We start from the raw sequence: 25469 nt of genomic DNA, 5'->3' as shown, positions 1-25469 counted from the left end.
TGGATACAAGAAGGTTTACAATCTTTTCAATCCAGCATAAAAAATAGCGATTACAGTGGATGTAAATCATGAATTGTTGTGAGAATAAGGAATGATGACAAAACAAAATTTGATGCAAAAAAGGCATAAAATTGATCAGTTTAGGCAAAGTAGCAGTTTATCTGCCTTACATGCGGAACAACTGGGTCAAAGTATTGCGAGTTCTTGGCAACGTTCATCCTCGGCCGAAATTCCCAAGGATCGCTTGGCTGCCCCACTGGTTCACTTACAAAAAGAAACCTATCCTTCGGCTTTGGCAAATGCCTTGCAACATTGCGCACAGGATTTAAAGCATATTGCCGAACAGTCTTCGATGGTAATTGCAGTCGGGGATATCGGTAGCACCATTATCTGGTCAGCCTCCAGTCCACAAATGCAGCGTGCAGCAGAAAGTGTGCATTTTATTGAAGGCGGGCAATGGCGCGAGGAACTGGTCGGAACCAACGCCTTGGCACTGTCGTTAAAAACCCAGCAATCGAGTTGTGTGTTTTCCAATGAACATTATATGCCTTCCATTCATGATTGGGTCTGTTATGCTGCCCCGATTATTGATCCTTATTCCAAGCAGGTGTTAGGGGTGATTGACCTGTCGACTACCTGGCAAAAGCATAACAGTTTGGGACTACTTGCAGCGGAACGCTGTGCTTCGATTATTCAATCGGCTTTGCTGGAATACCAAAAGCAGCGTCTGTTTATCCGGGCTTTTTCCGTGCCTCAGGTTTTGTTTAATGGCAAGGTACTGGTTCTGACCCCCCGCCAAATTGAAATTTTGACCATCCTGGCATTATGTCCGCAAGGTTTAAGTCTGGATACCCTGCATCAGGCTTTATACGGAGAACGAAAAGTCAGTATAGGTACCTTAAAGGCGGAAATGTCGCAGTTGCGTGATGTACTGGGCGGTATGCTGGGTTCCAGACCTTATCGTTTATTGGCACATGTCGAGGCTGACTTTTTATTGACAGAACAGTCTTTGGATGCCGGCTATATCGATTCGGCCTTAAAACTGTGTACTGGCGTATTTCTAGCCAAAACTGAAAGTCCTTTTTTATGTGCCTGGCGCGATTGTCTGGAATCACGTTTAAGTGATGCCATTTTTAAAGCCAATGAAACCGATGTGCTGCTAAAACATGTGGCTCGATTCCCTGAGGCGATTGATGCGGTTGAACGCCTGATTGAGCTCATGCCCAAAACGCACCCTGTGCATCAAACCCTGCTGAAATATAAGGATGCCTGAGAGCTGTAAGATATATTTACAGCCCTTTAATTTCTAGCCATTCAAACAGCCGCAGATAGACATTCTGGCGTACCGATTTTTCCGACAAGACCAGATCATGTAAGCCATTCTTGATTTTAGCAATGGTGACATCACCTTTGATTTTTCTGGCATATTTGTCGATATGTTTGACATCTAGAATCACATCACTGCTTTGCGCATATTGATGCCATTTTTTTGGATTTTTGCTTTGATCGGAATGCATCACCAAAGCAGGTACCGTTAAGCTGACTCCCTGATGGATTTCTTTCTGTGCTTCAAAAATGGCCCGAACAAAACTCAAGCGAACCAGAGGGTAAGACTGCGGTTTCCAGTCCAGATTAAAGTCCCATTCGCCATGCAGATTTTTATGCAGACTGGGAACATACCATTTGTTCAGCTCACTGGGAAATTTTAAATCCGGGCAAACCTTACCCACCCGGCTTAAATTGGGAATGCCCAATTTTTTCTTGATCGGGTTCATATTGAAATCATAAAACGGACTATTGACCCACAGTGCCTTAATTAAAGGATGCTCTGGATGATGTGCCGCATACAGTGTGGTGGTTAAGCCACCGGTAGAATGGCCACTGAGTAAAATGGCATCATGGCCTTCTGCGCCTATAATGTTTAAGGCTTCGGTAATTTCCGCATCGTATTCGGCAATTTCACGCACATTATAATATTTTTGATGCGGCAGAATGGAGCGGCCATATTTACGTAAATCCAGTGCATAAAAGTCAAAACCATGCTGGTTGAACTGTTCGGCCATTTCGGTCTGGAAGAAATAATCAATAAAGCCATGAATATATAACACAGCTTTGGATGTGGTTTGGTCGGCTTTTTTTCTGACTAAGGTCGCTGTAACCTGACCTTCATAATCATCCGGGAAATTTAAAGTGGCCTGTTCATAACCTGGGCCTAAGATATCGCGTTGATAAAGTGGGGCGGTGTTGCCATTGCTCATTTTTATACTCATAGAGAAGAATCTGTTTTCTCTTATCCTTCATGATGAGTGGTAATTTGTCAAATTGAATTATTTTTATAAAAAAAAAGCAACCACAGTTCTTATCCTGTCATCAAGGACACAGGATCAGCCAGGAAAAGGGAAATGGTTTCTTTTCTTGGCGCACTTCTTGACGAAGTGCGAACATGGGTTGCTAAAAGTGTAAGTCAAAGAATTGGATAGAAGACTTACAGGGAGGTATTACATTGCTGCTTTAAAATCGACTACCGATGCATTAGGTTTCAATGCTGCCTTAAAGATATCGACCACTTGAGCATGGTTAGCTTTACGTGGGTTGGTCAGCATGCAGGCATCTTTTTGCGCATTTTCTGCCATGATGGCCAGATCAGCTTCTTTGACACCCAGTTCAGCCAAACCAGATGGAATACCAATAGAAGCAGAAAGTTGACGAATGGCATTGATGGCTTCAAATGCAGCTTCAGTTACCGTCAGGCCTTCAGTGTTGACTCCCATTAACTGTGCAATTTTCGCATAGCGATCCGGGCAGGCGATCAGGTTAAATTCAGATACATGCGGAAGCAGAATGGCATTACAAACACCGTGTGGCAGATTGTAGAAACCGCCCAGCTGATGCGCCATGGCATGAACATAACCTAAAGATGCATTGTTAAAAGCCATACCTGCAAGATACTGTGCATAGCTCATGGCATCACGTGCTTCAAGATTTTCACCATTGGCAACAGCCGGGCTAAGCCATTCGCTAATCATGGTAATTGCTTTTTCGGCACAGGCATCGGTAATTGGATTGGCTGCAGTTGATACATAGGCTTCAACAGCGTGAGTCAATGCATCCATACCGGTTGCCGCAGTTAAACTGGCTGGTTTGGCAATCATCAGTTTAGGATCGTCGATGGCAATCAGCGGGGTACAGCGCCAGTCAACAATAGCCATTTTTACATGGGTATCGGTATTGGTAATAATACAGAAACGGGTCATTTCTGAAGCCGTACCTGCCGTGGTATTGATCGCAATCAGCGGTGTCATCGGTACAGTGCTTTTATCGATCCCTTCGTAGTCACGAATATGACCGCCACCCGCTGTCACCAGGCCGATACCTTTGGCACAGTCATGTGATGAACCACCGCCTAAAGAAACAATAAAATCACAACCCTGTTCATTATAGGCTTGAACGCCGTTATGTACGTTAATGTCGGTTGGGTTCGGTTCTGCACCCGGGAAAATATGACTGTCAACGCCAGCATCTTTTAAATAGTTTGAAATAGTATCTGCGACACCAAATTTGAATAAACCTGCATCAGTCACAATCAAGGCCTTCTTGGCACCTAGATTTTGCGCTTTAGTTCCAATTTCTTTGGCACAGCCTGGGCCAAAAAGTGAAACACAGGGAATATAAAAACCGTTGGTTTGATCTGCAATATTTTTAAAAGCCATGGTGCGATTCCTTCTACCATTCATTATATTATCGGTGACTCTCACCGTAATTGGAGTATCGAATGAAGCTGGAAAAAATCCTACCTACCAAATACCTACCATTTTAAGTTAATGAATTTTATAATTTTTTTATTAAATATTGCCCGGTTATCTATTTTTGATGCATCATTTACTCATATCTAGGCTATCTTGCAAACCATGTATAAGAGGTTCTCGAACTTTAGCATGTTTGAATCATATTCAGGTGATCAACCATTAAAAAGCCCTAAGCATCAGATTGATATTCAAGCTCGAATACCAGTTTTGAGGGCGGTGATAGGGTAAAGCTAAAAATCCTGACTAGTTGAGAAATCATAGAAAATTGGCAACGGCCAGAAGATTAAATTTTTCCGCTGGGCAGCATAAATACAATCATTATCTGGAGATAAAAAACCGGTGACTGGCACCGGTTTTTTATCTTCCCCGTTTAGAATTTTTTTTCTACACTGAGGAGTACACTTGGAATGGCCTGATTGACCCGGGATTCATACAGGCTGCCATCAGATTGATTGGTTAAACGCTCTTTATAATCTGTACTCAAGATATTGCGTGCACTCAGGGTCATTGCCCAGCCATCATCAAAGCGTTTGCTCATACTGATATCGACATTGACCCGTTCATTACTGGTGCGGTCATAGGGTTGGTTATCCAGGGCACGGGTAAATTCAGGAACATAGTTCAGGTTCACACTGCTGGAAAGACGCCAGGGCTGGTAGTTATAAGATAAACCGGCACTGGCTGTATAAGGTGCCACATCACTGGCTAAACGTTGCTGATGATTGGTCTCTTCAATTTTTGCACGTACCGTCGACAGTTGACCATTCAACATCAATGCATGCCCATTTTCAGTTTGCTTTAAGGCATAACGAGCAGCAATTTCAACCCCATAGGTGGTGGCATTATCCTGATTTTGCGGGCGTTCTACAAAACGCGAGCCTTCCTGACGAATCACTTTCTCAATGTAATCTTCAATTTCACGTTGATATGCCGTGATGTTGACGCCACCTGACGGGGTGTTATAACCTAAGGTGGATTCAAAGGCGGTTATTTTTTCCGGACGTAAATTGGGGTTTCCACCACGATCCGGATTGTTCAGGCTACCGGCATCACTATCGGTAGAAACAGAAACCGTAGGTAACAGCTGGTCGGTTTTAGGACTGCGGAATGCCTGGCTGATATTGCTTTGTAATGACCAGTGATCATCAAAATCAAATCGGTGTGCCAAAACAGGACTAAAGTGCTGGTCACTGTAATCCACAAGTCCTGAACGATGAATCCATTCCTGACGTGCACCCAAGGTCACGGTTTGCCGGTCGGTAAACTTCCAACTACCTTCGGTATAGAGCGCATAATGCTGTTCATCGAGTGTATCGGTAATATTACTTTCAAGTTCATTCGAGCGAATATCCGTACCAAACTTCAGTTGTCGGGTGTCATCAAATTTACGCACACCATCATAAGCCACACCATACTCATGGATGGTTTCATCGGTATAGCTGCTGAAGAGCGGTGACCGGGTCGATTCGATTTCGTTCTGCTGTTCGACTGAAAGACGAATTTTGTCGGAATTATCCTTGTCTTTACGTTCATAACGGGTATTTAAACGGATGCTGTCATTCTTGTCATTTTGCGTCTGATCGCCACGGCTGCCGTCACTTTCATTGTTACGATAGAACAGTTCGGCAACCAGTTTTTGCTGGTCATCCAGTTCATATTCAACACGGGGTGTCAGCATTTGCGACTTGCGTTCAGTAATACGCTTTTGTTCGCGGGTTTGGCTGCTGTTTTGGGTCTGGGTGATCGAGATGGTGTCATTCCACATCTGGTTGGCAGACAGGCTGTATAACCAGGCATTATCCCGGTCATCAGCCTGAACACTGATATTTTTACGTTCCTCTTCTTTTTGGTCAGATTTTGCCAAACCATATCCTGCACGAATGGTTCCGCTGATGCGGGCATGATCCAAGGGTTGTTTCAGAATAATATTGATGACGGCGGAAGATGCCACAGAAACCTGAGCGACACTTGGCTGTTTGGTAATTTCAATCCGTTCGATCATGTCTGGCGTGATGCTGTCAACAACCGACATGCCACCGCGTGGGCCACCTTGAACCGGTTCACCATTGATTAAAAATGCCGGGGCACCACCGCCACGAAAACGCATAGCTGAAGCACCGCCACCCCCACGTGGACCTTGTCCCGGTGTGGGCATCTGAAAACCGGCGGCACGGCGTAAGGTATCATTCACGGATTGATCACCAAATTGCAGCATTTCTTCACGCGTGACAATAGTTTTCGCCACCGCACTGATATCCGGGTCTTTGGCTTGGGCGGGCGTTGCTTGAAATTTTAGGGTTGCCAGTGTCTGTACCGGGTCTGTTTGAACAACCGTGCTGTTTGTTGTGGCATCGCTAATCGTGTCAGCCGCCCAGCTTGGGGAGATAAAACTAAACAGTGCACAACTCAGGGTGCTCCATTGCCAACGCGGTTGTATGCGTTTCATTATTCGATGTTCCCTATGTAATTTTGCGTAAGATAACGTAAAAATATGGAGAAAATTTGTGGGAAACAGCAGAAATGAAAATAAACCATAAAACTGGATTACAGCGATAAAATAATCAAAATGAATGGCTTAACCCCAGCATTCTGATTATTTTTTGTGGCCGGGGGCAATGCGGATGCTGCCTTATTTCGTCAAAGATAAAATACAGTTTTGGCTGATGTTTTCAATCACCGCATCATTCAAGTGAATTGGGTTATCCCATTTCAGCATTTTTTGGGTCAGCCATTTAAAATCATCTACCTTTGGCACAGATGTCTCATCGACAAAATTGCGGATAATATTTTGAATGGAGTGGAATTTTTGTACATGAATGCTGTCTGAGCATTGAAATTGCACAATATTGAACTCGGTCAGCATTTGCCAAACGTCAGCATAGTCCTGTAAATCTTTCAGTTCTTGCTGGGCTTTTTGAATGGCCTGCGTTAAAGCCTGATGCGTGTTTGGATGTTGCATTGCCCAATCACAGGTGACTGCCAAAACCGTATCTGCCACTTGGGGAATAATGTCCTGACTGGAAGCGACAATTTGACCGATTCCCAGTAGTTCAGCCTGGCTGTTCCAGGGTTCACCGACACAAAAACCATCAATGACCTGATTGGCTAATGCCTGCACCATATAGGGTGGGGGAAGCGTGGCCAGTTTTATATTTCGTGCAATTTCAGGATTGGCAAGGGCGAGCCATTCTCTGAGACAATAATGATGAATCGACTGCTTAAAGACATGGGCAAATTGAATCTTTTTTTGCGCTTGTAGGGCAGAGACGATTTTTTGTGCAGATTGTTGTGCGCTGTCCTGACTGGAAATGTTCAGATCAAAGCACAGTTTTTGACTCAAACTAATAAAGGCACGGTTATAACTTAATACCAGGGCAGTCTGGAGTGGAATACCGAGCTGGTCTTCACCAAGTGCTGCGGCAGGCAGCATGGCAGACAGGCAATGTGCAGCATCTAAAAAACCAAAAGCCAACCGGTCTCTTAAGCTGGCCCAAGATGCTTCCTTCACCAGCGTGACCTCTAAACCCGCTTCCTCAAAAAAACCACGCTGCTTGGCCCAAAGAATGGCCACACAATCCAGCAGAGGAATATAGCCGAACTGGATTTGAGTTTTTTCTAAATCTGGCATGGCTTAATCCTTCAATTGGCTTTGTAGTAGTTGCTGTGCATCCAGTAAACGCCGTGCCATTTCGCCAATGGTCATACGGTGGCTCATGGCATTTTTACGCAGTAACTGAAAGGCTTGATCTTCAGTAAGATGGTGCAATTGCATCATCAATACTTTGGCTTTCTCCACATCTTTACGGTCGGCTAGCTTATTTTTGGTGTCTTCCAGATCGCCGAGCAATTTTTTATGTTTTTTAAACTGTTCAATCGAGATTTCTAAAATGCTGTCCAGTTTGGATGGGTCAATGCCATCGACAATATACGCCGTAACCCCGGCATCAATGGCGTTTTTGATCGTGTCTTTGTGGCTGTTTTTAGTGAACAGTACTGTCGGCAGATCGAACTGGCTGACACAGCTTTCAATGATGTCACGATGGGGATGATCCATATCCAGCAAAATCACGTCGGCATGCAACTGTTCGAGGCGGAACATGCTTAAATGATCCGCGCTGAGGCAGGCCACGACCTCGAAATTGTGTTCGATCAGGGAGGCTTGAATGTAATGGGCACGGTCTTGATCGTCATCAATCAGTGCGATTTTGAGTTTTGGCATATGGGCTAAATATCATCAGGCCATGCCTGAAAGAAAAAGTCATAATCTATTTAAAGCAATTAAAATGCCAAATGAGTTAAATCATTATGATTTCAATAAAAGTTCACTGAACCAAGGAACGGTGAGCAAATTGCGCACTGTCTTAATGCAAAAATGCGCTACAAGGAAGCATAATCATTGTTGAGCTGAGTCAGGAGGTCATAGTTAAAAATAGAGAAGCAGACCATTACTGGCATTGAAAAATTATAAATAAAAATTAAAAATGATAAAAAATATAAACTTATAGTTTTCTCTGAGTTATTGGCACGCGCATTGCTATATCTCTTGTGAGTCAAAGACGACTCCAAAAATTGTAAGACGGCCAAAGACGTCCGTTCTGATCGAATCTGCTGTGCAGCTATCTGCATGACAGATAAAACAATACGTTCAGTTCAGGAAGGAGAGGGCTATGTCTTCAAATTTAAATGCTAAAAAAGCAACAAAAATAAGTCTTTTCAATTTCAGTAGCGCAGCAATGCGGGCCTTCCATATGAGTTGGCTCGCATTTTTTGTCTGTTTCTTTGCCTGGTTTGCCTGTGCCCCACTCATGCCTGTCATTGCCGGTGAATTTCATCTTACTAAAGATCAAATTGCCAATATTAATATTGCCGCAGTCGCAATTACTATTTTAGTTCGTCTGATTGTCGGGCCTTTATGTGATAAGTATGGCCCACGCAAAACCTATACCGCATTACTGATTATCGGCAGTATTCCTGTCTTTGGTGTGGCCTCTGCCAACAGCTATGAATCTTTCCTTTTCTTCCGCTTATTGATTGGTGCCATTGGTGCCAGCTTCGTGATCACGCAATATCACACCAGTATTATGTTCGCTCCGAATGTGGTCGGGACTGCCAATGCTGCATCAGCAGGTTGGGGGAATGCGGGTGGTGGTGCAACTCAAGCCTTGATGCCGTTAATGCTTGCTGCCTTGGTGATGTTTGGTGTTGAACAGGCGATGGGCTGGAGAATTGCGCTCATTGTTCCAGGTTTGATGATGCTGATTGTCGGTGCAATGTACTGGAAATTCACCCAGGACTGTCCACAAGGCAACTTTAAAGAACTTCGTGCACAAGGCATTCAAGTTGGTAGCGATAAAAAAGGCGGCATGGCGATTCTGATGCACGCTGCACGTAACTACCGGGTCTGGATTTTATTTGGTGCTTATGCTGCGTGTTTCGGTATTGAAATCTTCATTCATAACATTGTGGCGATGTACTACGTTGAACACTTTAGCTTTGGCCTCAAAGAAGCAGGACTGGCAGCAGGGATCTTCGGTTTACTGGCGCTGTTTGCCCGTGCTTTAGGTGGCATTGTCTCGGACAAAGTCGCAATTAAAAAAGGCCTGGATGGTCGTACCAAAGTGCTGTTCGGCATGATCTTGATGGAAGGCCTGTTCCTGATCTTGTTCTCTCAAATGAATACCGCAGTTCTCGCAATTCTGGTCATGACAGTTTTTGCACTGTTTACCCACATGGCCTGTGGTGCCACCTATGCCTTGGTGCCTTTCATTGACCGTGATGCTTTGGGTGGTGTTGCTGGCATCATTGGCGCAGGCGGTAACGTCGGTGCAGTGGCAGCAGGTTTCTTACTGAAAGGCATGCTGGATATTCAAACCTGCCTGATGGCTCTAGGTGGACTGGTGGTGATTGCAGCAAGCTTTGTACTGATGATTCGCTTCTCGGTTGAGCATAAACAGAAAGAACAAAAACTGTTTGAAGATGCAGTGCTTGAACGCAACAACATGGCGCAAGGTTAAGCAAAGGGATTAAGGAGAATTGATATGAAATTAGTCATGATTGGTCACGGTATGGTAGGGCACAAGTTCATTGAATCGGTTCTTGAACATGCAGGTGACGAGGTTGAAATCACGATTCTGGCAGAAGAACCACGTTTAGCTTATGACCGTGTGCATTTAACCGAATATTTCACTGGTAAATCAGCCAAAGACTTAACTTTATGTCGTGCGGATTTTGCCGATGCCTATGGTATTGATCTGCGTTTAAGCACCAAAGCTATTGCAATAGATACTCTGAATAAAACCGTTACCACCAATCATGGCGAAGTCATTGCATATGACAAACTGGTGCTGGCAACTGGTTCATATGCTTTTGTTCCTCCTATTCCAGGGAATGAGCGTGAAAACTGCTTTGTTTACCGTACTATTGAAGACCTAGATGCCATTCGTGCCACGAGTTTAAATGCCAAAACCGGCGTGGTGATTGGTGGTGGTTTACTCGGTTTGGAAGCTGCGAAAGCCTTGCGTGATCTGGATCTTGAAACCCATGTGGTCGAATTTGCACCCCGTTTAATGGCGGTACAAATTGATGATTTAGGCGGTAAGGTTTTACGTGCAAAAATCGAAAATCTGGGTGTGAAAGTTCATACCCAAAAAGCTACACAATGCATCGAAGCCGGTGAAAATACCACGCATGTGATGAAGTTTGGCGATGGTTCTGAACTTGAAACCGATATCGTTTTATTCTCTGCGGGGATTCGCCCACGTGATGAATTGGCGCGTCAAAGCGGCTTGGCGCTGGGTGAGCGTGGCGGTATTGTCATCAATGATTATTGCCAGACTTCTGATGCTGACATTTACGCGATTGGTGAATGTGCACTGTGGCAAAACAAAATTTATGGTCTGGTGGCTCCGGGCTATGACATGGCACGTATTGCAGCCAAACATGTCATGGATCAGGCTTGCAATTCATTTACCGGCGCAGACATGAGCACCAAGCTCAAACTGATGGGGGTAGATGTGGCATCGGTGGGTGATGCGCATGCCATGACGCCAAATGCCTTAAGTTATTTCTATGCAGATGAAGATGCCATGATTTATAAAAAAATCGTGGTGAATGCGGAAAAAACCAAGCTACTCGGTGCTGTTCTGGTGGGCTGTGCCAAAGAATATAACGACCTGCTGCAAATGATGCTGAATGGATTGGAAATTCCAGAAAATCCGGAAAGCCTGATCATGCCAGGCTATGCGCAATCTACGGCCAAAGCGGGTGGTAGCGGTGTGGATCTGCTTCCAGATAGTGCCACCATCTGTTCATGTAATAACGTCTCTAAAGCCGATATTTGCAGTGCTATCGCTGATGGTTCAACCTCGCTGGGTGCCTTGAAAAAATGTACTAAAGCGGCAACGGCTTGTGGCGGATGTGCACCTTTAGTCACTCAAGTATTGAAATCTGAATTGCAACGTCAAGGGGTGACTGTAAACAATCACCTTTGCGAACACTTTGCCTATTCACGCCAGGAGCTGTATCACCTGGTGCGGGTCAATGAAATCAAAACCTTTGATGATTTGATCGGACAACATGGTCACGGTCTAGGTTGTGATATCTGTAAACCGACTGCAGCCAATATTTTAGCCTCCTGCTGGAATGACTTTGTATTGAAGCCAAGCCATGCAGGGTTGCAAGACAGTAATGACTATTATCTGGGTAATGTTCAAAAAGATGGCTCTTACTCGGTTGTACCGCGAATGGCTGGAGGTGAAGTCACTCCAGAGGGCCTGATTGCAATCGGTCAAATTGCCAAAGAATACGGTTTATATACTAAACTCACCGGTGGACAACGGGTCGACATGTTTGGTGCACAAGTGCATCAGCTGCCTGAAATCTGGGAGAAACTGATCAATGCCGGTTTTGAGTCAGGACATGCTTACGGTAAATCATTGCGTACCGTGAAATCTTGCGTCGGCAGTACCTGGTGCCGTTATGGGGTGGATGACTCAGTCGGTTTGGCCATCTTCCTGGAAAACCGTTACAAAGGTCTGCGTTCACCACACAAACTGAAAATGGCGGTGTCGGGCTGTACCCGTGAATGTGCCGAAGCACAAAGTAAAGATGTTGGGGTGATTGCTACAGAAAAAGGCTGGAACCTGTATGTCTGCGGTAATGGCGGCATGAAACCACGCCACGCGGAATTGCTGGCATCGGATCTGGATACGCAAACTCTAATCCGTTATATCGACCGCTTCTTTATGTTCTATATCCAAACTGCAGACCGTTTGCAACGTACTTCGGTATGGCGTGACAACCTGGAAGGCGGTCTAGATTATTTAAAAGATGTGGTGGTAAATGACTCACTGGGTCTGGCTGCTGAACTGGAACGCCGTATGAACCATGTGGTCGGCACCTATCAAGATGAATGGCGTACCGCGGTGGAAGATCCGGAAGTCCGTAAACGCTTCGTAACCTTTATCAATGCAAAAGTTGAACAACAAAATGATCCACACATTCAATTCGCCGAGGTGCGCGGGCAAATCCGTCCAAAAACCGAGGCTGAACGTGATGTGATGCGTATTCCTGTTGTTGAAGCTTAAAAGAATAAAGGAGAAAGATGATGACAATTTTAAAAGAAATGAATAAAACCAATGAGCTGGAATGGCTGGAAATTTGTGCACTGGATGACATTACCCCGAATACCGGTGTAGGTGCATTAATTGAAAATCAGCAAATTGCCATTTTCCGTGTCGGTAATGAAAAACGCGTCTATGCCTTGAGCAATCAAGATCCGTTTAGTCAGGCTTTTGTCATGTCGCGCGGCATCATTGGCGATTTGCAGGGTGAGCGTGTAGTGGCATCTCCCATCTACAAGCAGCATTTCAGTCTGGCCACCGGACGTTGTCTGGAAGATAAAGATCAAAAGTTACTGGTTTTCCCAAGCAAGATTGAAAATGGCAAGGTCTGGATCAGTCCTACACCGCAAAAAACCTATATCACCAATAACGGCACTTCCCAAGAAAAGATGAAACTGGTGTTGGTAGGTAATGGTCTGGCGGGTATGCGCTGTCTGGAAGACTTACTGGATATGGCACCTGAACGTTATGAAGTGACGGTCATTGGCGAAGAGCCGTGGGGCAACTATAACCGCATCATGCTTTCACCGGTGTTATCTGGCGATAAAACCATTGATGACATCATGCTGCATCCACATGCCTGGTATAGCGATAAAAACATTCGCTTTATTGCCGGTGATGCTGCGGTGAAAATTGACCGTCCACGTAAGCAGGTCTATACCGAAAAAGGCTTGGTGGTGGATTATGATCGTCTAATTCTGGCAACAGGTTCCAAACCCTTTGTCCCGCCTATTCCAGGTTCGGACTTAAAGGGCGTGATCAGTTTCCGCGATATCTATGATGTCAATACCATGCTGGATTACTGCAAATCTAAACAGAATGCCGTGGTGATTGGTGGCGGTCTGCTTGGGCTTGAAGCGGCTTATGGTCTGAAACAACGCGGCATGAATGTGACAGTTTTGCATTTGATGGACCGGATTATGGAACGTCAATTGGATAGTCGTGCAAGCAGCCTGTTAAAACAAAGTATTGAAGCCAAGGGCATCAACATCATGACTCAAGCCAATACCGAACAACTGATTGGCGAAGAGGGTCATGTCACCCAAATCAAGCTGAAAGATGGAACGGTGCTGGATGCTGATCTGGTGGTTTTTGCTGTGGGCATCCGTCCGAATATGGCATTGGCGCAAAGTGCCGGCTTACGTTGTAACCGTGGTGTGATGGTGAATGACACCATGCAAACCTTTGATCCGAGTATTTATGCGGTGGGTGAATGTATTGAGCACCGTAATCAAACCTTCGGTCTGGTTGAACCACTTTGGGGTCAAGCCTTTATTTGTGCCTCACATCTGGCCGAACACGGCAGCTTAACTTTTAAAGCACCGACAGTTCCAACGCAGCTCAAGGTCAGTGGCTGTGATGTATTTTCAGCGGGTCGAATTGATTTAGAAAATGGTGAACCACAGGACGATTACGAAGACATTATCTTGAATGATGAAAAACGTCAGATTTATAAACGCATTATTATTCAAAAAGATAAAGTCATTGGTGCAGTGCTGTTTGGTGATACTGAAGATGGTACCTGGTATGCAGAACTGATTTCTGATCAAACGCCAATCAGTAATATTCGTAATAAATTGCTTTTTGGTAAAGATTTTGCATTAAAGAAAGCAGGCTAATCACATAAGTGGTATTTGTTCAATTTTAAATATTTGCACAGCCACACTTTGCACTAATAAGTAAAGAGTAATTGCGTAGGCATGATCTTACTTTTGAAAGATCAAAAGTAACAAAAATCTTTGTTTCCCATACATTACGTCCTGTAATGATGGGAAACGGTGGCATCCATGCCACCTCGACAGAATACATGCTTACGTGAACTCTAAAGATTTAGATAGCTTGGAAAATAGAAGAAATTATTCAAGTGAATTTATTCGATAGAAAGGAGCATCCATGAATAGTATTCCCGTTATGGAACTGCATAGCTCCACAGAAATAAATACCAAAATCACCAATACCACCTGTCCCTATTGTGGGGTAGGTTGTGGTGTCACTGCGACTGTGCAGGACACTGCTTTAGGGCAAAAAGTGTCGGTTGCAGGGGATGTTAATCATCCATCCAACTACGGGAAACTGTGCATTAAAGGCAGTAATCTGGCCGATACCCTGGGGCTTGAAACACGCGTTCTTTATCCTATGCTGGGCAGAAAAAATCAGCGTGAAAAGACCGATTGGAATACTGCAACGGATTTAATTGCCAATAAGTTTCAGCAATGCATTGATCAATATGGTCGTGACAGTATTGCCTTTTATGTGTCCGGGCAATTGCTGACGGAAGACTATTACGTAGTGAATAAGTTCGTTAAAGGTTACCTCGGTACAGCCAATATCGATACCAATTCACGACTCTGCATGTCTTCCGCAGTTGCGGCACATAAACGTGCTTTCGGTGAAGATATTGTACCGGCAAGCTATGAAGATTTTGAACATACCGACATGGTGGTGCTGGTGGGTTCCAATACCGCATGGTGTCATCCGGTATTGTATCAACGCATCATGCAAGCCAAAGAGCAACGTGATCTGTTTGTGGTGGTGATTGATCCGCGCTTTACCAGCACCTGTGAAGCAGCAGACTTACATTTGCCGATTTTACCGGGGCAGGATGTCAAGTTATTTAACGGCTTATTGCAATATCTATCGCAAAATGGTCATGCTGCCCCAGATTTTATTGCTGCACATACCCACGGCTTAGAGCAAGCTTTGATCCACAGCCAAACTGAATCGTCCATTGAAGATGTCGTGGTACGTACCGGTATTTCACTGGAAAAACTGCAAGTTTTTTATCAGAAATTTGCCCAAACTGAAAAAGTAATGACTCTGTTTTCCATGGGGGTGAATCAGTCTTCACAAGGGGTAAATAAAGCCAATAGCATAATCAACTGCCATTTATTCACCGGAAAAATTGGCAAGCTCGGTGCAGCGCCATTTTCCATGACTGGTCAGCCGAATGCGATGGGCGGTCGTGAAGTCGGTGGATTGGCCAATATGCTGGCAGCACATTTAGAGCTGGAAAATGAAAACCATCAACAGCTGGTGCAAAACTTCTGGCAAAGTCCCTATATCGCCAAGCAGGCTGGGTTTAAGGCGGTTGATCTATTCCATGCGGTAGAAAGTGGCAAAATTAAAGCCATCTGGATTATGGCCACCAATCCGGTGGTGAGCTTACCCGATGCCGATCAGGTCAAACGTGCCTTAGACAAGTGTGAATTTGTGGTGGTGTCCGACATTTGCCAAGACACCGACACTACACAATATGCCGACGTGCTGTTACCGGCTTTAGGCTGGGGTGAAAAAGATGGTACAGTCACCAATTCTGAACGCCGTATTTCCAGACAGCGTGCATTTTTAGAAGAGCCAGAACAGGCTAAAGCCGACTGGTGGGCGATCAGTCAGGTCGCAAAACGCATGGGCTTTAGCGGTTTTGATTTTAACAATAGCCATGACATTTTTCTGGAACATGCCCGTTTATCGGCACATCAAAATGCAGATTTAAGCCAGTGCGATATAACGCCATATTTCCGCTATTTTAATTTAAACGGCTTAACAGATTTAACCTTTAATCAATATGATGACCTAAAACCGGTGCAATGGCCGGTCTGGACTAAACATCAGGCAGATGGTTGTGTAGCGCGACTTTATTCCAAAGGTCAGTTTAGTCATGCGGATGGCAAAGCCCAATTTATTGCCATTAGCGCAGTTAATCCCGTCAATCAGGTGTGTAGCGAATTTCCTTTGGTGCTGAATACCGGGCGGATTCGTGACCAGTGGCACACCATGAGCCGTACCAGTTTATCTGCCAATTTAAGTAGTCATCGCGCAGAGCCATTTTGTGAAATCCATCCACATGATGCCTTGAAATACGGGGCCAAAGATGGCGAGCTGGTGGAAGTCAAATCGAAATGGGGGAGTTGTATATTACGCGCCACAGTCAGTGACAACATCCGTCGTGGACAGGTTTTTGCACCGATTCACTGGAATGACCAGGTCGCGTCCGATGCACGGATTGGCAAAGTAGTCAATCCGGTGGTGGATGCCATTTCCGGTGAGCCTGAATTTAAGCATACCCCAGTCATCATCCAGCCATTTTACAATCAGTGGCAAGGCGTCCTCTATGTACGTCAGGGCTTTGAAAAGATTGTGCAATCATCCATTCAGAATATGGTGTGGTGGACCAAAATCATCACCGCCAAGGCTGTGCGTTATGAACTGGCCGACCGTAAAAAATTTACCCAGACCACAGAGCAGTTAAAAGAGCTATTACCATTTCAGGATGAAAGTTTTGAATGGCTGAATATTGAAGATCAGACTGCCCATATCAGTCACAGTGTGGTGCTGAAAGATGGGCATTTGATTGCTAGCCTATATATTGCTCCCAAGGCTTTATTGCCTGATCGTGACTGGGTCGCCAGCCTGTTTAAACGTGAACGTTTAAGTGCCATGCACCGCAAGGCATTACTTGCCGGACAACCGATGTCGATGGCAAATAATGAAGGTCCATTGGTATGTAGCTGTTTTAAGGTGGGTAAAAACCGCATTATTGAAACCATTAAAGAAAAAAATATAACCAATGAAAAACAGGTCACTGCCTGTTTAAAAGCGGGCGGTAACTGTGGTTCATGTCTGCCTGAAATTCGTGGTCTGATTAAAGCCTGTCAAATGGAGGCGGTAGAATGAGAAAAACCTTAAAAAATGCTGTTTATCCGAGCACCGATCTGGTGATTTTAGCCGGGGGGCAGGCACGGCGCATGAATGGCATCAATAAGCTGTTGCAGAAATTTGATGACCAGATTCAACTGATCAAAATCCATCAACAGCTAAAATCCGATGTGGCACATGTCTGGATTAACAGTCACCGGGATGATTCGATTTACCAGAAAATCATTCCCAGTATTGATTGCTATCAGGATGATGAGAGCGGCTTTTTAGGTCCACTGATGGGCATGAAAAGTGCCTGGGCACATGTACAGGCCGACTATGTGCTATTTGTCCCTTGTGATGTGACCTATATCCCTTCACGAGTTCTACTCAAGTTGCATCAAGCTTTGGCCAAAAACAGTCTGGCAGAGGTGGCTTATGTGGAAATCAACGGCAAGGCACTCTATCCATTTTGTCTGCTTAAACGCAGTAGTCTACCTACCTTCATCAGTCATCTCGAACAAAAACAGCGCAGTCTAAAACACTGTTTTGCCGACTTGCACGCTCAAGTGGCAAGTTTTAAAAATCGTGCCCTGTTTTTTCACAGCATTAATTCACTGGATGAGCTACAGCAGCATCAACAACTTAAATTTCTGCATTAAAACTGAATCTTTTGCCTTTGGCACAAACTTGGAACACTTATTGCAATTCTAACAATAACAAGATTGGGCACTTTAAATCTTGCGCACAATTGCTGTGCGGTAACAGGAAGTTGCTCGAAGATGGATGTTCAACATGAATATGATGACAGAACTTGAAACCGAAGCGCGTTTTGTCGATCAGTTTGGTCGCAGCAAGCGCAAATTACGAATTTCAGTGACCGATCGCTGTAATTTCAAGTGTATCTATTGCATGCCGGAACACCCTGAATGGATGAAAAAACACGATTTGCTCAGTTTTGAACAGCTTTATCATTTTTGTGATTTTATGGTGCGTCGTGGCATCGAATCTATTCGCATTACCGGTGGCGAACCTTTAATGCGTCAAGGCGTGGTGCATTTTATTGCACAACTACAACAGCTAAAAAAGCTGGGTTTAAAACGCATTTCCATGACTACCAATGCGCATTATCTTGGACAATATGCACAGGCTTTAAAACAGGCCGGACTGGATGATTTAAATATCAGTTTAGACAGTCTGGATGCACATCAATTTAAACAGCTGACACAAAAAGAGTTATCTCCCGTACTGGAAGGAATTCATGCAGCACAAGCGGTAGGTCTGCCAATCAAGATCAATTGTGTATTGATGAACGGGATCAATGACAATCAAATTCTGCCTTTGGCACGCTGGTCGGTTCAGCAAAAAATTATGCTGCGTTTTATCGAATTTATGCCCCTGGATGGTGACCGTAAATGGTCATCAGAACATGTGGTCAGCGAACAGCAGATTTTAGATAGCCTGAGTACTGAATTTACTGTAATTCAACAGCCAGGTGATTTATCACGCTCCAGTTCAGAGCCGGCACGACAGTATTTTATGGATGGCCATCCGCTTGGAATCATATCCACCATCACCAATTCATTTTGTGGAACTTGCGATCGTGTCCGCTTAACCGCACAGGGTGAATTTTATAATTGCCTGTTTGCTCCTCAAGGCCTGAATCTAAAAACTGAAATTAAAGCCCTGGGTTGTTCTGAGCCTTTGAGTGTGCTGAGTTTGCATGCCGTGTTATCAAAATATATCTGGAACAAAGAATCAGGTTATCACGCCATAGCACAACGTTTGGAAAATCAGCGCATGAATAAAAGCAGCCGAAAAATCAGCATGCACATGATAGGAGGTTAAGATGCCACAGATCAAAATTAAAATTGAGGCCTTTGGTGCGGTAGAACGCCAGTTACCGGAAAATCTGGAAATGATGTGTAGCCCATACAGCACGGTTGCTCAGGTACTGGCTCAAGTAGGGCAAGATTATCCGGCAGCGTTTGCCATGATTGAACGCTGTGCCTGTGCCATCGGTGAAGACATTATTTCACGCCAGACGCAATTAAGCATCGACAGCAGGCTAGTGCTGTTATCGCCAGTGGCAGGAGGCTGAAATGACGTTATTGAAAACATTTTGCAGAATTCAGGATACTGCCTTAAGCTTGGACAGTTTTGACCCGATCGAACATTTTCCCGAGTGTGGGGGAATTGGCGTATTCATCGGAACCGTGCGTAATCATCATGAAGGTAAAGCGGTTAAAGCGCTGAAATATACCGCCTATGCACCCGTGGCGGAAAAAATGATCCGTCAGATCGAACAGGAGATTCAGGCCAAATATGCGGTGTCCTATGTTCGGGTGATTCACCGGATTGGGGCTTTGGCTATTGGTGAAAAAGCCATTATTGCCATGGCCTATGCGGCCCATCGCCGCGAAGCCTTTGCTGCCTGTGAAGAAGCGGTGGAACGGGTCAAACATGAAGTTCCGGTATGGAAAGAGGAATTTTATCTGGATGGCAGCAGTCAATATGTAGAAGGCTGCTGTATCCGTAAAGATACAGCGGAGCAGGTGCATGTCCATCATCATGCAGATAAACAATATGCAGATAAACAACCTGCACACGGTGATCATGCCCATTGCCATCATTAAAAACAGTTTCATCTACTGAGTGAACCCGGGTAGATGTCAGTCAACAGCAATATTTAAAGTAAAAATGAATTCAGGAAATATGCAATGAAAAATGTCGGGATGAAAGCAGAAAGTTACCGGACTGCAGTAGCCACAGGGATTTTGCATGCACCGCCACATTGCATTGAATTATTACGTCAAGGCAATACTGAAAAAGGCGATGCCTTGAAGACAGCACGGATAGCAGGCATTTTAGCTGCGAAACGCACCGATGAGCTGATTCCACTGTGTCATCCGCTGCCGATTTACCGTGCCGATGTGGAATATGAACTGTTCGATGCCCATGTCGAGATTATTGCAACCGTAGAAACCATCGGTCCGACCGGGGTGGAAATGGAAGCCTTAACCGCAGTCAGTCTGGCCGGTTTAACGCTGTATGACATGTTGAAACCGCATTGTGAACCGGAAGATTTATGCCTGGATCAGGTCAAGTTACAAAAGAAAAAAGGCGGCAAATCCCATTTTACCCGTGTATTAAAAGAAGCGCTGCCTGCGTCTATCATTGTGTTGTCCGATACCGTTGCTGCAGGAAAGAAACCGGATACGGCAGGACAGAATGTGCGGGAAATTTTGCAGGAAGCCAATTTTAGCGATATTGCTTACCATGTCATTCCTGACAGTCCGGAACAGTTACTGGCCTTGATTGAACAGCAAAAAAATGACTATCCGCTAATTTTAACCGTTGGGGGAACGGGTCTGGGACCAAAAGATTTAACCGTGGAAACCCTGCAGCCTTTATTAAAACGTGAAATTCCCGGACTGATGGAAGCCTCGCGCAGTTTTGGCCAAAAGCGTACGCCTTATGCGGCTTTAAGTCGCGGTGTAGCCGGTTATATTGATAACAGTCTGGTAATGACTTTACCGGGTAGCCGTCAGGGGGCGAAAGAATCGTTGATTGCAGTCTTGCCGGCATTGGTACATTTATTTGATGTCCAGAAAAATATTCCCCATCCAGGGGGGTACCAATGAATAGCATCATGTCTGGATGTGGAGCAGAGCATGGCCTGATTACGGTAGATCAGGCCCTGGATTTAATTTTGCAGCATACTCAGGGACTGGCCACGGAAAGTCTGGAGTTAAATGGGGCTTTAAACCGCTATTTGGCGCAAGAGGTTTATTCTGCCATTAATCTGCCCTTATTTTCGCAAAGCGCTGTAGATGGCTATGCAATTTGCGCCCAATCTGCCATTGAGCCGCATAGCGAATTTAAACTGATCGGTGAAATTCAAGCCGGACATTCGTCCGAATTACAACTTAAGGCAGGGCAAGCCGTACGGATTTTTACTGGCGCCAAAATTCCCTATGGAACCACCACGGTGGCACGTCAGGAAATCGTCAAGCTCATCGATTCAGGCAAAATCGCAATAGTCGAAAACCTGCATGCTCATGCCGATATTCGCAATGTGGGTGAAGAAATTTCGGTTGGACAATTATTGGCCCACAAAGGACAGTTCCTTTCAGTAGGTGCAATTGCCTCCTTAAGTATGGCAGGCATTCAAAAGGTTGAAGTTTTTCGCTATCCCCAAGTTGCAGTGGTCATTACGGGAGATGAAGTCGCGAGCAGCATCGAGGATTTTGCAGCAGGAAAAATTTTTGATGCCAATGCTCCCCTGATTCAGGCCTGGTTTCAAAATGCAGGACAGCAGGTTGAAATTTTCCATGTGGCTGATACAGAAGATGCCGTGAAAGCCTTAATCCAGGAATTATCGGAAAGCCATGATGTGATTTTAACCACCGGTGGTGTATCCGTTGGAGATTATGATTTTATTCGACCGGTAGCCCTCGATTTGGGTTTTGAACAGCTGTTCTGGAAAGTGAAACAAAAGCCGGGCAAGCCGATGTTCTTTGCAGAATTAACACGCCCTGATCGCACACGTTGTTATCTGCTTGGACTGCCGGGCAATCCGGCAGCAGTTTATGTAGGCATGCAAATTTATACTTCAACCCTGTTAAGGGCTTTGCAAGGACAGAAACAGCAACCGGACTGGTTTAGCGTCGTGTTGACCCATGAGCTAAAAATGGATAGCCGAGAACGTTTTTTAAGAATGTCGGCCAGTTTTGATCAGGGACTGCTCAAAGTCCGGAGCTTGTCCAAACAGCAGTCACATATGCTGAGCAATTTAATGCAGGCCAATTGTCTGGTCAGGATTCCTGCGGGAGCTGCATTATCTAAAGGGCAAATCGTGCAAGGTCTGTTTATTCACTGAGAAGGAAAATATCGATGAAAAAATCCCTGTTTTTAGCAGCGTGTTTGTCAGTTACATTTTCCTCTACCTATGCAGGCACGGTAAAAATCTACGCAGCAGCCAGTCTGAGTAATGCCCTTAACGACATTAAAAAATTGTATGCAAAGCAGCATCCGAAAACGGATGTTGTAGCGGTATTTGGTGCATCCTCAGCACTTGCCAAACAGATTGAAGCTGGTGCCAGCAGTGACCTCTTTTTCTCTGCAGATCTGGACTGGATGAATTATCTGATTAAAAAGCAATTCATTCATCACAATAGGGCCAAGCCCGTATTGTTCAATCAGCTGGTGGTCATTAGCCCGAAAAATTTAAATATTGCATTTAAGCCACAGCCCAATTTTAATTTTGCCCAAGCCTTTAAAGGGCATTTATGTACAGGACAAATGGAGTCAGTACCTGCGGGTAAATATGCCAAACAGAGTTTGATCAAGCTGAATTGGCTGGCTCAGCTCAAAAGCCGCATTGTAGGAACGGATGATGTTCGTTCAGCCTTGGCTTTTGTAGAGCGGGGTGAGTGTGAGGTAGGCATTGTTTATAAAACGGATGCATTTATTAGCCAGAAAGTGAAAATAATCGGAACTTTTCCCGCAGATTCGCATCATCCCATTATTTATCCGATTGCCTTGACCAAGCAGGGCGAGAAAAATGCAGAGGCAATGCAGTTCGAAAAATTTGTGAAAAGCAGTTCACAGGCAAAAAGCATCTTTCAAAAATATGGATTTCGCATGAATTAATCTATAAATCAACCATAGGGAGATCGCCACGCAATGTTCAGTCCCGAAGAACTGAGTGCCTTATATCTTTCCGCAAAAGTCGCCTTCTGGGCAACGGTCATCTGTTTACCGTTTGCAGTGGCTTTGGCCTGGACATTGGCACGCCATGAATTCAGGCTGAAATTTTTGCTTGAAGCATGTTTGCAATTACCGATGGTGCTGCCGCCTGTGGTCTTGGGCTATTTACTGTTGCTGCTGTTTGGCAATAAAGGCTGGATTGGACAATATCTGAATGCGCTCGGGATTGAACTGGCCTTTAACTGGAAAGGGGCGGTACTGGCATCAATGATTGTGGCATTTCCCTTGATGGTGCAGCCGATTCGCCTGTCTTTTCAATTGATTAACCGGCAATTAGAACAGGTGGCCGGCTCGTTGGGAGCAAGCCCGTTCAGGGTGTTTTGCAGTATTAGCCTGCCTTTGGCACTGCCGGGCATGCTGATCGGGAGCATTCTGTGTTTTAGCCGAAGTCTGGGAGAGTTTGGTGCCACCATTACCTTTGTCGGCAATATTCCAGATGAGACCCGCACCATTCCAATCGCGATTTATTCCTTGCTGCAACAACCCAATGGCGAAGAATTTGCCATGCGGCTGGTGGTCTTATCTTTATTTCTGGCATTTTCAGCCCTGATTGCGAACTATTTTATTTTGCAAAAATATCAACGGAAATTGGGAGCCTGATATGTTGAAATGTGATTTTCTCTATCAGCAGGGTGATTTCAGCCTGAACGTTGAACTGGAGATGCAGCAGCAACTGTTAGGCATTGTCGGAGCATCAGGGAGTGGCAAGAGTACCTTGCTAAAAAATATTGTGGGTTTGCTCAAGCCACAACAAGGCTATATCCAGTTGAATGAACAGCTGTTAATAGATACCCGGCAGAATATTCATATCCCGATGTATCAGCGCAAAATCGCTTTAATTTTCCAGCATGCCTTGCTGTTTCCACATATGAATGTGCAGCAGAATCTACGCTATGCAGAGAAATTAGTAGATAAGTCAGAACGAAAGTTCCAGTTTGATGACATTGTCGAATTGCTGGATTTGACCACCTTGATACAACGTAAGGCCCATCAGCTTTCTGGTGGGGAAGCACAGCGGGTCTCGATTGGGCGGGCACTGCTATCTTCCCCCCATTTATTGCTTCTGGATGAACCCTTAACGGGACTGGACCGTAGCTTAAAACAGCAAATTTTACCGTTTTTTAAACGGATAAAAGAGGAGCTGGATTTGCCAGTGATTTATGTCACACATCATCCCGAAGAACTGGAATATCTGGAAGCGGAAACTTTGCAGTTAAGTCAAGGTCAATTACAGCGCAATTCAATGGATTGCGGTTGAATCAGATCGTCAACAATAAAAATAGCCTAAGCAATTTAAATGCTAAACTGCTTAAACCATTTCTATAAATATCAAATTATATTATTCAGTTTTTTGATATTCATTGATGACTTCAAGTGCAGCACGAAAGGCTTCCTGGGTGGCAGGAGCGCCACAGTAGGGCAAACTGTGTAATAACACTTCCTGAATTTCTTCTACTGTTGCACCGTTATTGAGTGCACCACGAACATGTCCCTTAAGTTCTGTGGGGCTTTTTTGTGCGGTTAAAAAAGCAATGGTGATCAGTGAACGATATTTACGTGGAAGAACGCCTTCGCGTTGCCAGGTTGAACCCCAGGCATGTTCATTAATCCAGTCCTGTAAAGGCTGGGTAAAGGGTACCGTATTGTCCTGTGCACGTTTTACGAAAGCTTCGCCCATGACTTCGGTGCGAACTTTTAAACCATTTTCAAAATCTTGTTTTGACATGTTTTGCTCTTTGAATGTCTATAAAAAATTGTGAACAAAGTTTATGTCTTAATCACGTTTATGCGTATAGGTTTATGGTCGTAGTTTGATGTTTTTTATAGAATCTGCGAGATGATTGCTTGGCTCATGTCTATGTTTTTAAATGCTAATCTAAGTGTTTTAAAATGAGTGCAGCAATAAGGTCAGCTGAGCAGAACACAAATCCTTAAAAGACAGTTTTTAAGCCCAATTGCGTGAAGCCATTAACTCAGAAGTGATAGGTTAATGGCATAAAAAAGCAGAGTAAAAGGGTTATTGGGTATGTTTAACCACAAGCACAGGAACATGACTGGCGGTCAGAATATCTTGGGCAATACTGCCAATGAAGGTTTTTTTCAAACCGGTTCGGCCATGCGATCCAACCACAATCAAATCGGCCTTTAGTTCATCGGCAAGTTCAGCAATGGCCTCACTAGGGGATTGTTTGGCTAAAAGCTTGGTTTCTGCTGGAATACCTGCTTCGGAAAATCTGGCACCTAGCTCGGCCAATATATTTTTAGCATGAGCTTGAGCTTCCATAAAATAATCAGTGACGCCGGGAACATTTTTATAAAAACTGACACTGGTTAAAGGATCAATAATCACTACGCTCACAATGGTCACTTTACTGCCAAAAGCTTTGGCTAACACCATGGCCTGATCAGCTGCGGCTACGGCAATGGGCGAGTCATCGACAGAAACTAGAATGTGCTGGTAATACTCCATGATGCTGTCCTCTTGTTTCAATATTTATTATTTGTTCAAAGCTTAACATAGCCGGAATGTGGAAAGGAAAAAGGATAAAAATGTATCTTTTATGATTTATTATTGAGCCTGTAAATTATTTTAATTAATTTTCTAAACCATCTATGCGAGGGCAAACGATCTTGT

General features: G+C 44.6%; 21 protein-coding genes. 14 read left to right on the top strand and 7 right to left on the bottom strand.

Going from position 1 to position 25469, the window contains the following annotated elements; translation table 11 throughout:
* Positions 1 to 91 precede the first annotated feature (91 nt).
* Positions 92 to 1273, top strand: coding sequence for a transcriptional regulator (locus FTU91_RS03305; RefSeq protein ID WP_166168067.1), 1182 nt, complete (start codon positions 92 to 94; stop codon positions 1271 to 1273).
* 16 nt (positions 1274 to 1289) lie between these two features.
* Here FTU91_RS03305 and FTU91_RS03300 read toward each other — a convergent pair whose 3' ends face one another.
* The 5 genes from FTU91_RS03300 to FTU91_RS03280 all read right to left on the bottom strand — a co-directional run bounded on the left by FTU91_RS03300 (position 1290) and on the right by FTU91_RS03280 (position 8025).
* Positions 1290 to 2258 (bottom strand): alpha/beta hydrolase, encoded by a 969-nt coding sequence (locus FTU91_RS03300; protein ID WP_086195080.1) that lies wholly within the window; start codon positions 2256 to 2258, stop codon positions 1290 to 1292.
* Positions 2259 to 2498: 240 nt separating this feature from the next.
* Positions 2499 to 3710, bottom strand: a complete 1212-nt coding sequence (locus tag FTU91_RS03295) for an iron-containing alcohol dehydrogenase (RefSeq protein ID WP_180043104.1) — start codon at positions 3708 to 3710, stop codon at positions 2499 to 2501.
* 466 nt (positions 3711 to 4176) lie between these two features.
* The gene (locus FTU91_RS03290; RefSeq protein WP_180043103.1) at positions 4177 to 6252 is read right to left on the bottom strand and encodes a TonB-dependent siderophore receptor; all 2076 of its coding nucleotides are present in this window, start codon (positions 6250 to 6252) and stop codon (positions 4177 to 4179) included.
* Positions 6253 to 6435: 183 nt separating this feature from the next.
* Positions 6436 to 7434 (bottom strand): ABC transporter substrate-binding protein, encoded by a 999-nt coding sequence (locus tag FTU91_RS03285; RefSeq protein WP_180080931.1) that lies wholly within the window; start codon positions 7432 to 7434, stop codon positions 6436 to 6438.
* A 3-nt stretch (positions 7435 to 7437) separates the two neighbouring features.
* Positions 7438 to 8025 (bottom strand): ANTAR domain-containing response regulator, encoded by a 588-nt coding sequence (locus FTU91_RS03280; protein ID WP_086195084.1) that lies wholly within the window; start codon positions 8023 to 8025, stop codon positions 7438 to 7440.
* A 448-nt stretch (positions 8026 to 8473) separates the two neighbouring features.
* Between FTU91_RS03280 and FTU91_RS03275 the strand changes: the two genes are divergently transcribed.
* From FTU91_RS03275 to FTU91_RS03215, 13 genes are all read left to right on the top strand, one after another.
* Positions 8474 to 9820 (top strand): MFS transporter, encoded by a 1347-nt coding sequence (locus FTU91_RS03275; RefSeq protein WP_180043101.1) that lies wholly within the window; start codon positions 8474 to 8476, stop codon positions 9818 to 9820.
* Between the two features lie 24 nt (positions 9821 to 9844).
* Positions 9845 to 12391, top strand: coding sequence for a nitrite reductase large subunit NirB (gene nirB, locus FTU91_RS03270; protein ID WP_218944719.1), 2547 nt, complete (start codon positions 9845 to 9847; stop codon positions 12389 to 12391).
* A gap of 20 nt (positions 12392 to 12411) precedes the next feature.
* Positions 12412 to 14046 carry a nitrite reductase small subunit NirD gene (nirD, locus tag FTU91_RS03265; RefSeq protein ID WP_180043120.1) on the top strand — a complete coding sequence of 545 codons (1635 nt, stop codon included), beginning with the start codon at positions 12412 to 12414 and terminating at the stop codon, positions 14044 to 14046.
* A 274-nt stretch (positions 14047 to 14320) separates the two neighbouring features.
* Positions 14321 to 17101: a nitrate reductase gene (locus tag FTU91_RS03260; RefSeq protein WP_180080929.1), complete on the top strand. Its 2781-nt coding sequence runs from the start codon at positions 14321 to 14323 to the stop codon at positions 17099 to 17101.
* Positions 17098 to 17724: a molybdenum cofactor guanylyltransferase gene (locus FTU91_RS03255; RefSeq protein WP_180043099.1), complete on the top strand. Its 627-nt coding sequence runs from the start codon at positions 17098 to 17100 to the stop codon at positions 17722 to 17724. The genes FTU91_RS03260 and FTU91_RS03255 overlap by 4 nt, the downstream gene beginning before the upstream one ends.
* A gap of 133 nt (positions 17725 to 17857) precedes the next feature.
* Positions 17858 to 18910 (top strand): GTP 3',8-cyclase MoaA, encoded by a 1053-nt coding sequence (moaA, locus tag FTU91_RS03250; protein WP_180043098.1) that lies wholly within the window; start codon positions 17858 to 17860, stop codon positions 18908 to 18910.
* A 1-nt stretch (position 18911) separates the two neighbouring features.
* The gene (locus FTU91_RS03245) at positions 18912 to 19163 is read left to right on the top strand and encodes a MoaD/ThiS family protein (protein ID WP_131274261.1); all 252 of its coding nucleotides are present in this window, start codon (positions 18912 to 18914) and stop codon (positions 19161 to 19163) included.
* Position 19164: 1 nt separating this feature from the next.
* Entirely contained in the window at positions 19165 to 19698 is a 534-nt protein-coding gene (locus FTU91_RS03240; protein ID WP_180043097.1) for a molybdenum cofactor biosynthesis protein MoaE, read from the top strand.
* 84 nt (positions 19699 to 19782) lie between these two features.
* Entirely contained in the window at positions 19783 to 20706 is a 924-nt protein-coding gene (gene moaCB / locus FTU91_RS03235; RefSeq protein ID WP_131274259.1) for a bifunctional molybdenum cofactor biosynthesis protein MoaC/MoaB, read from the top strand.
* Positions 20703 to 21944 (top strand): molybdopterin molybdotransferase MoeA, encoded by a 1242-nt coding sequence (locus tag FTU91_RS03230; protein ID WP_180043096.1) that lies wholly within the window; start codon positions 20703 to 20705, stop codon positions 21942 to 21944. Before moaCB ends, FTU91_RS03230 begins: the two co-directional genes overlap by 4 nt.
* A gap of 14 nt (positions 21945 to 21958) precedes the next feature.
* Entirely contained in the window at positions 21959 to 22717 is a 759-nt protein-coding gene (modA, locus tag FTU91_RS03225; RefSeq protein WP_180043095.1) for a molybdate ABC transporter substrate-binding protein, read from the top strand.
* 33 nt (positions 22718 to 22750) lie between these two features.
* On the top strand, positions 22751 to 23434 hold the full coding sequence (modB, locus tag FTU91_RS03220; RefSeq protein WP_180043094.1) for a molybdate ABC transporter permease subunit: 684 nt from the start codon (positions 22751 to 22753) through the stop codon (positions 23432 to 23434).
* 1 nt (position 23435) lies between these two features.
* Complete coding sequence (locus tag FTU91_RS03215; RefSeq protein ID WP_180043093.1) at positions 23436 to 24092, top strand: ATP-binding cassette domain-containing protein; 657 nt, start codon at positions 23436 to 23438, stop codon at positions 24090 to 24092.
* Between the two features lie 81 nt (positions 24093 to 24173).
* Here the strand turns inward: FTU91_RS03215 and FTU91_RS03210 are convergent, their stop codons facing one another.
* The gene (locus tag FTU91_RS03210) at positions 24174 to 24560 is read right to left on the bottom strand and encodes a carboxymuconolactone decarboxylase family protein (protein WP_180080926.1); all 387 of its coding nucleotides are present in this window, start codon (positions 24558 to 24560) and stop codon (positions 24174 to 24176) included.
* A 291-nt stretch (positions 24561 to 24851) separates the two neighbouring features.
* The gene (locus FTU91_RS03205) at positions 24852 to 25304 is read right to left on the bottom strand and encodes a universal stress protein (protein WP_131274254.1); all 453 of its coding nucleotides are present in this window, start codon (positions 25302 to 25304) and stop codon (positions 24852 to 24854) included.
* Positions 25305 to 25469 lie beyond the last annotated feature (165 nt).

This window comes from Acinetobacter sp. YH12201 (genome assembly GCF_013418145.1).
Lineage (GTDB): Bacteria > Pseudomonadota > Gammaproteobacteria > Pseudomonadales > Moraxellaceae > Acinetobacter.
This window is presented reverse-complemented; position numbering and strand designations above follow the sequence as displayed.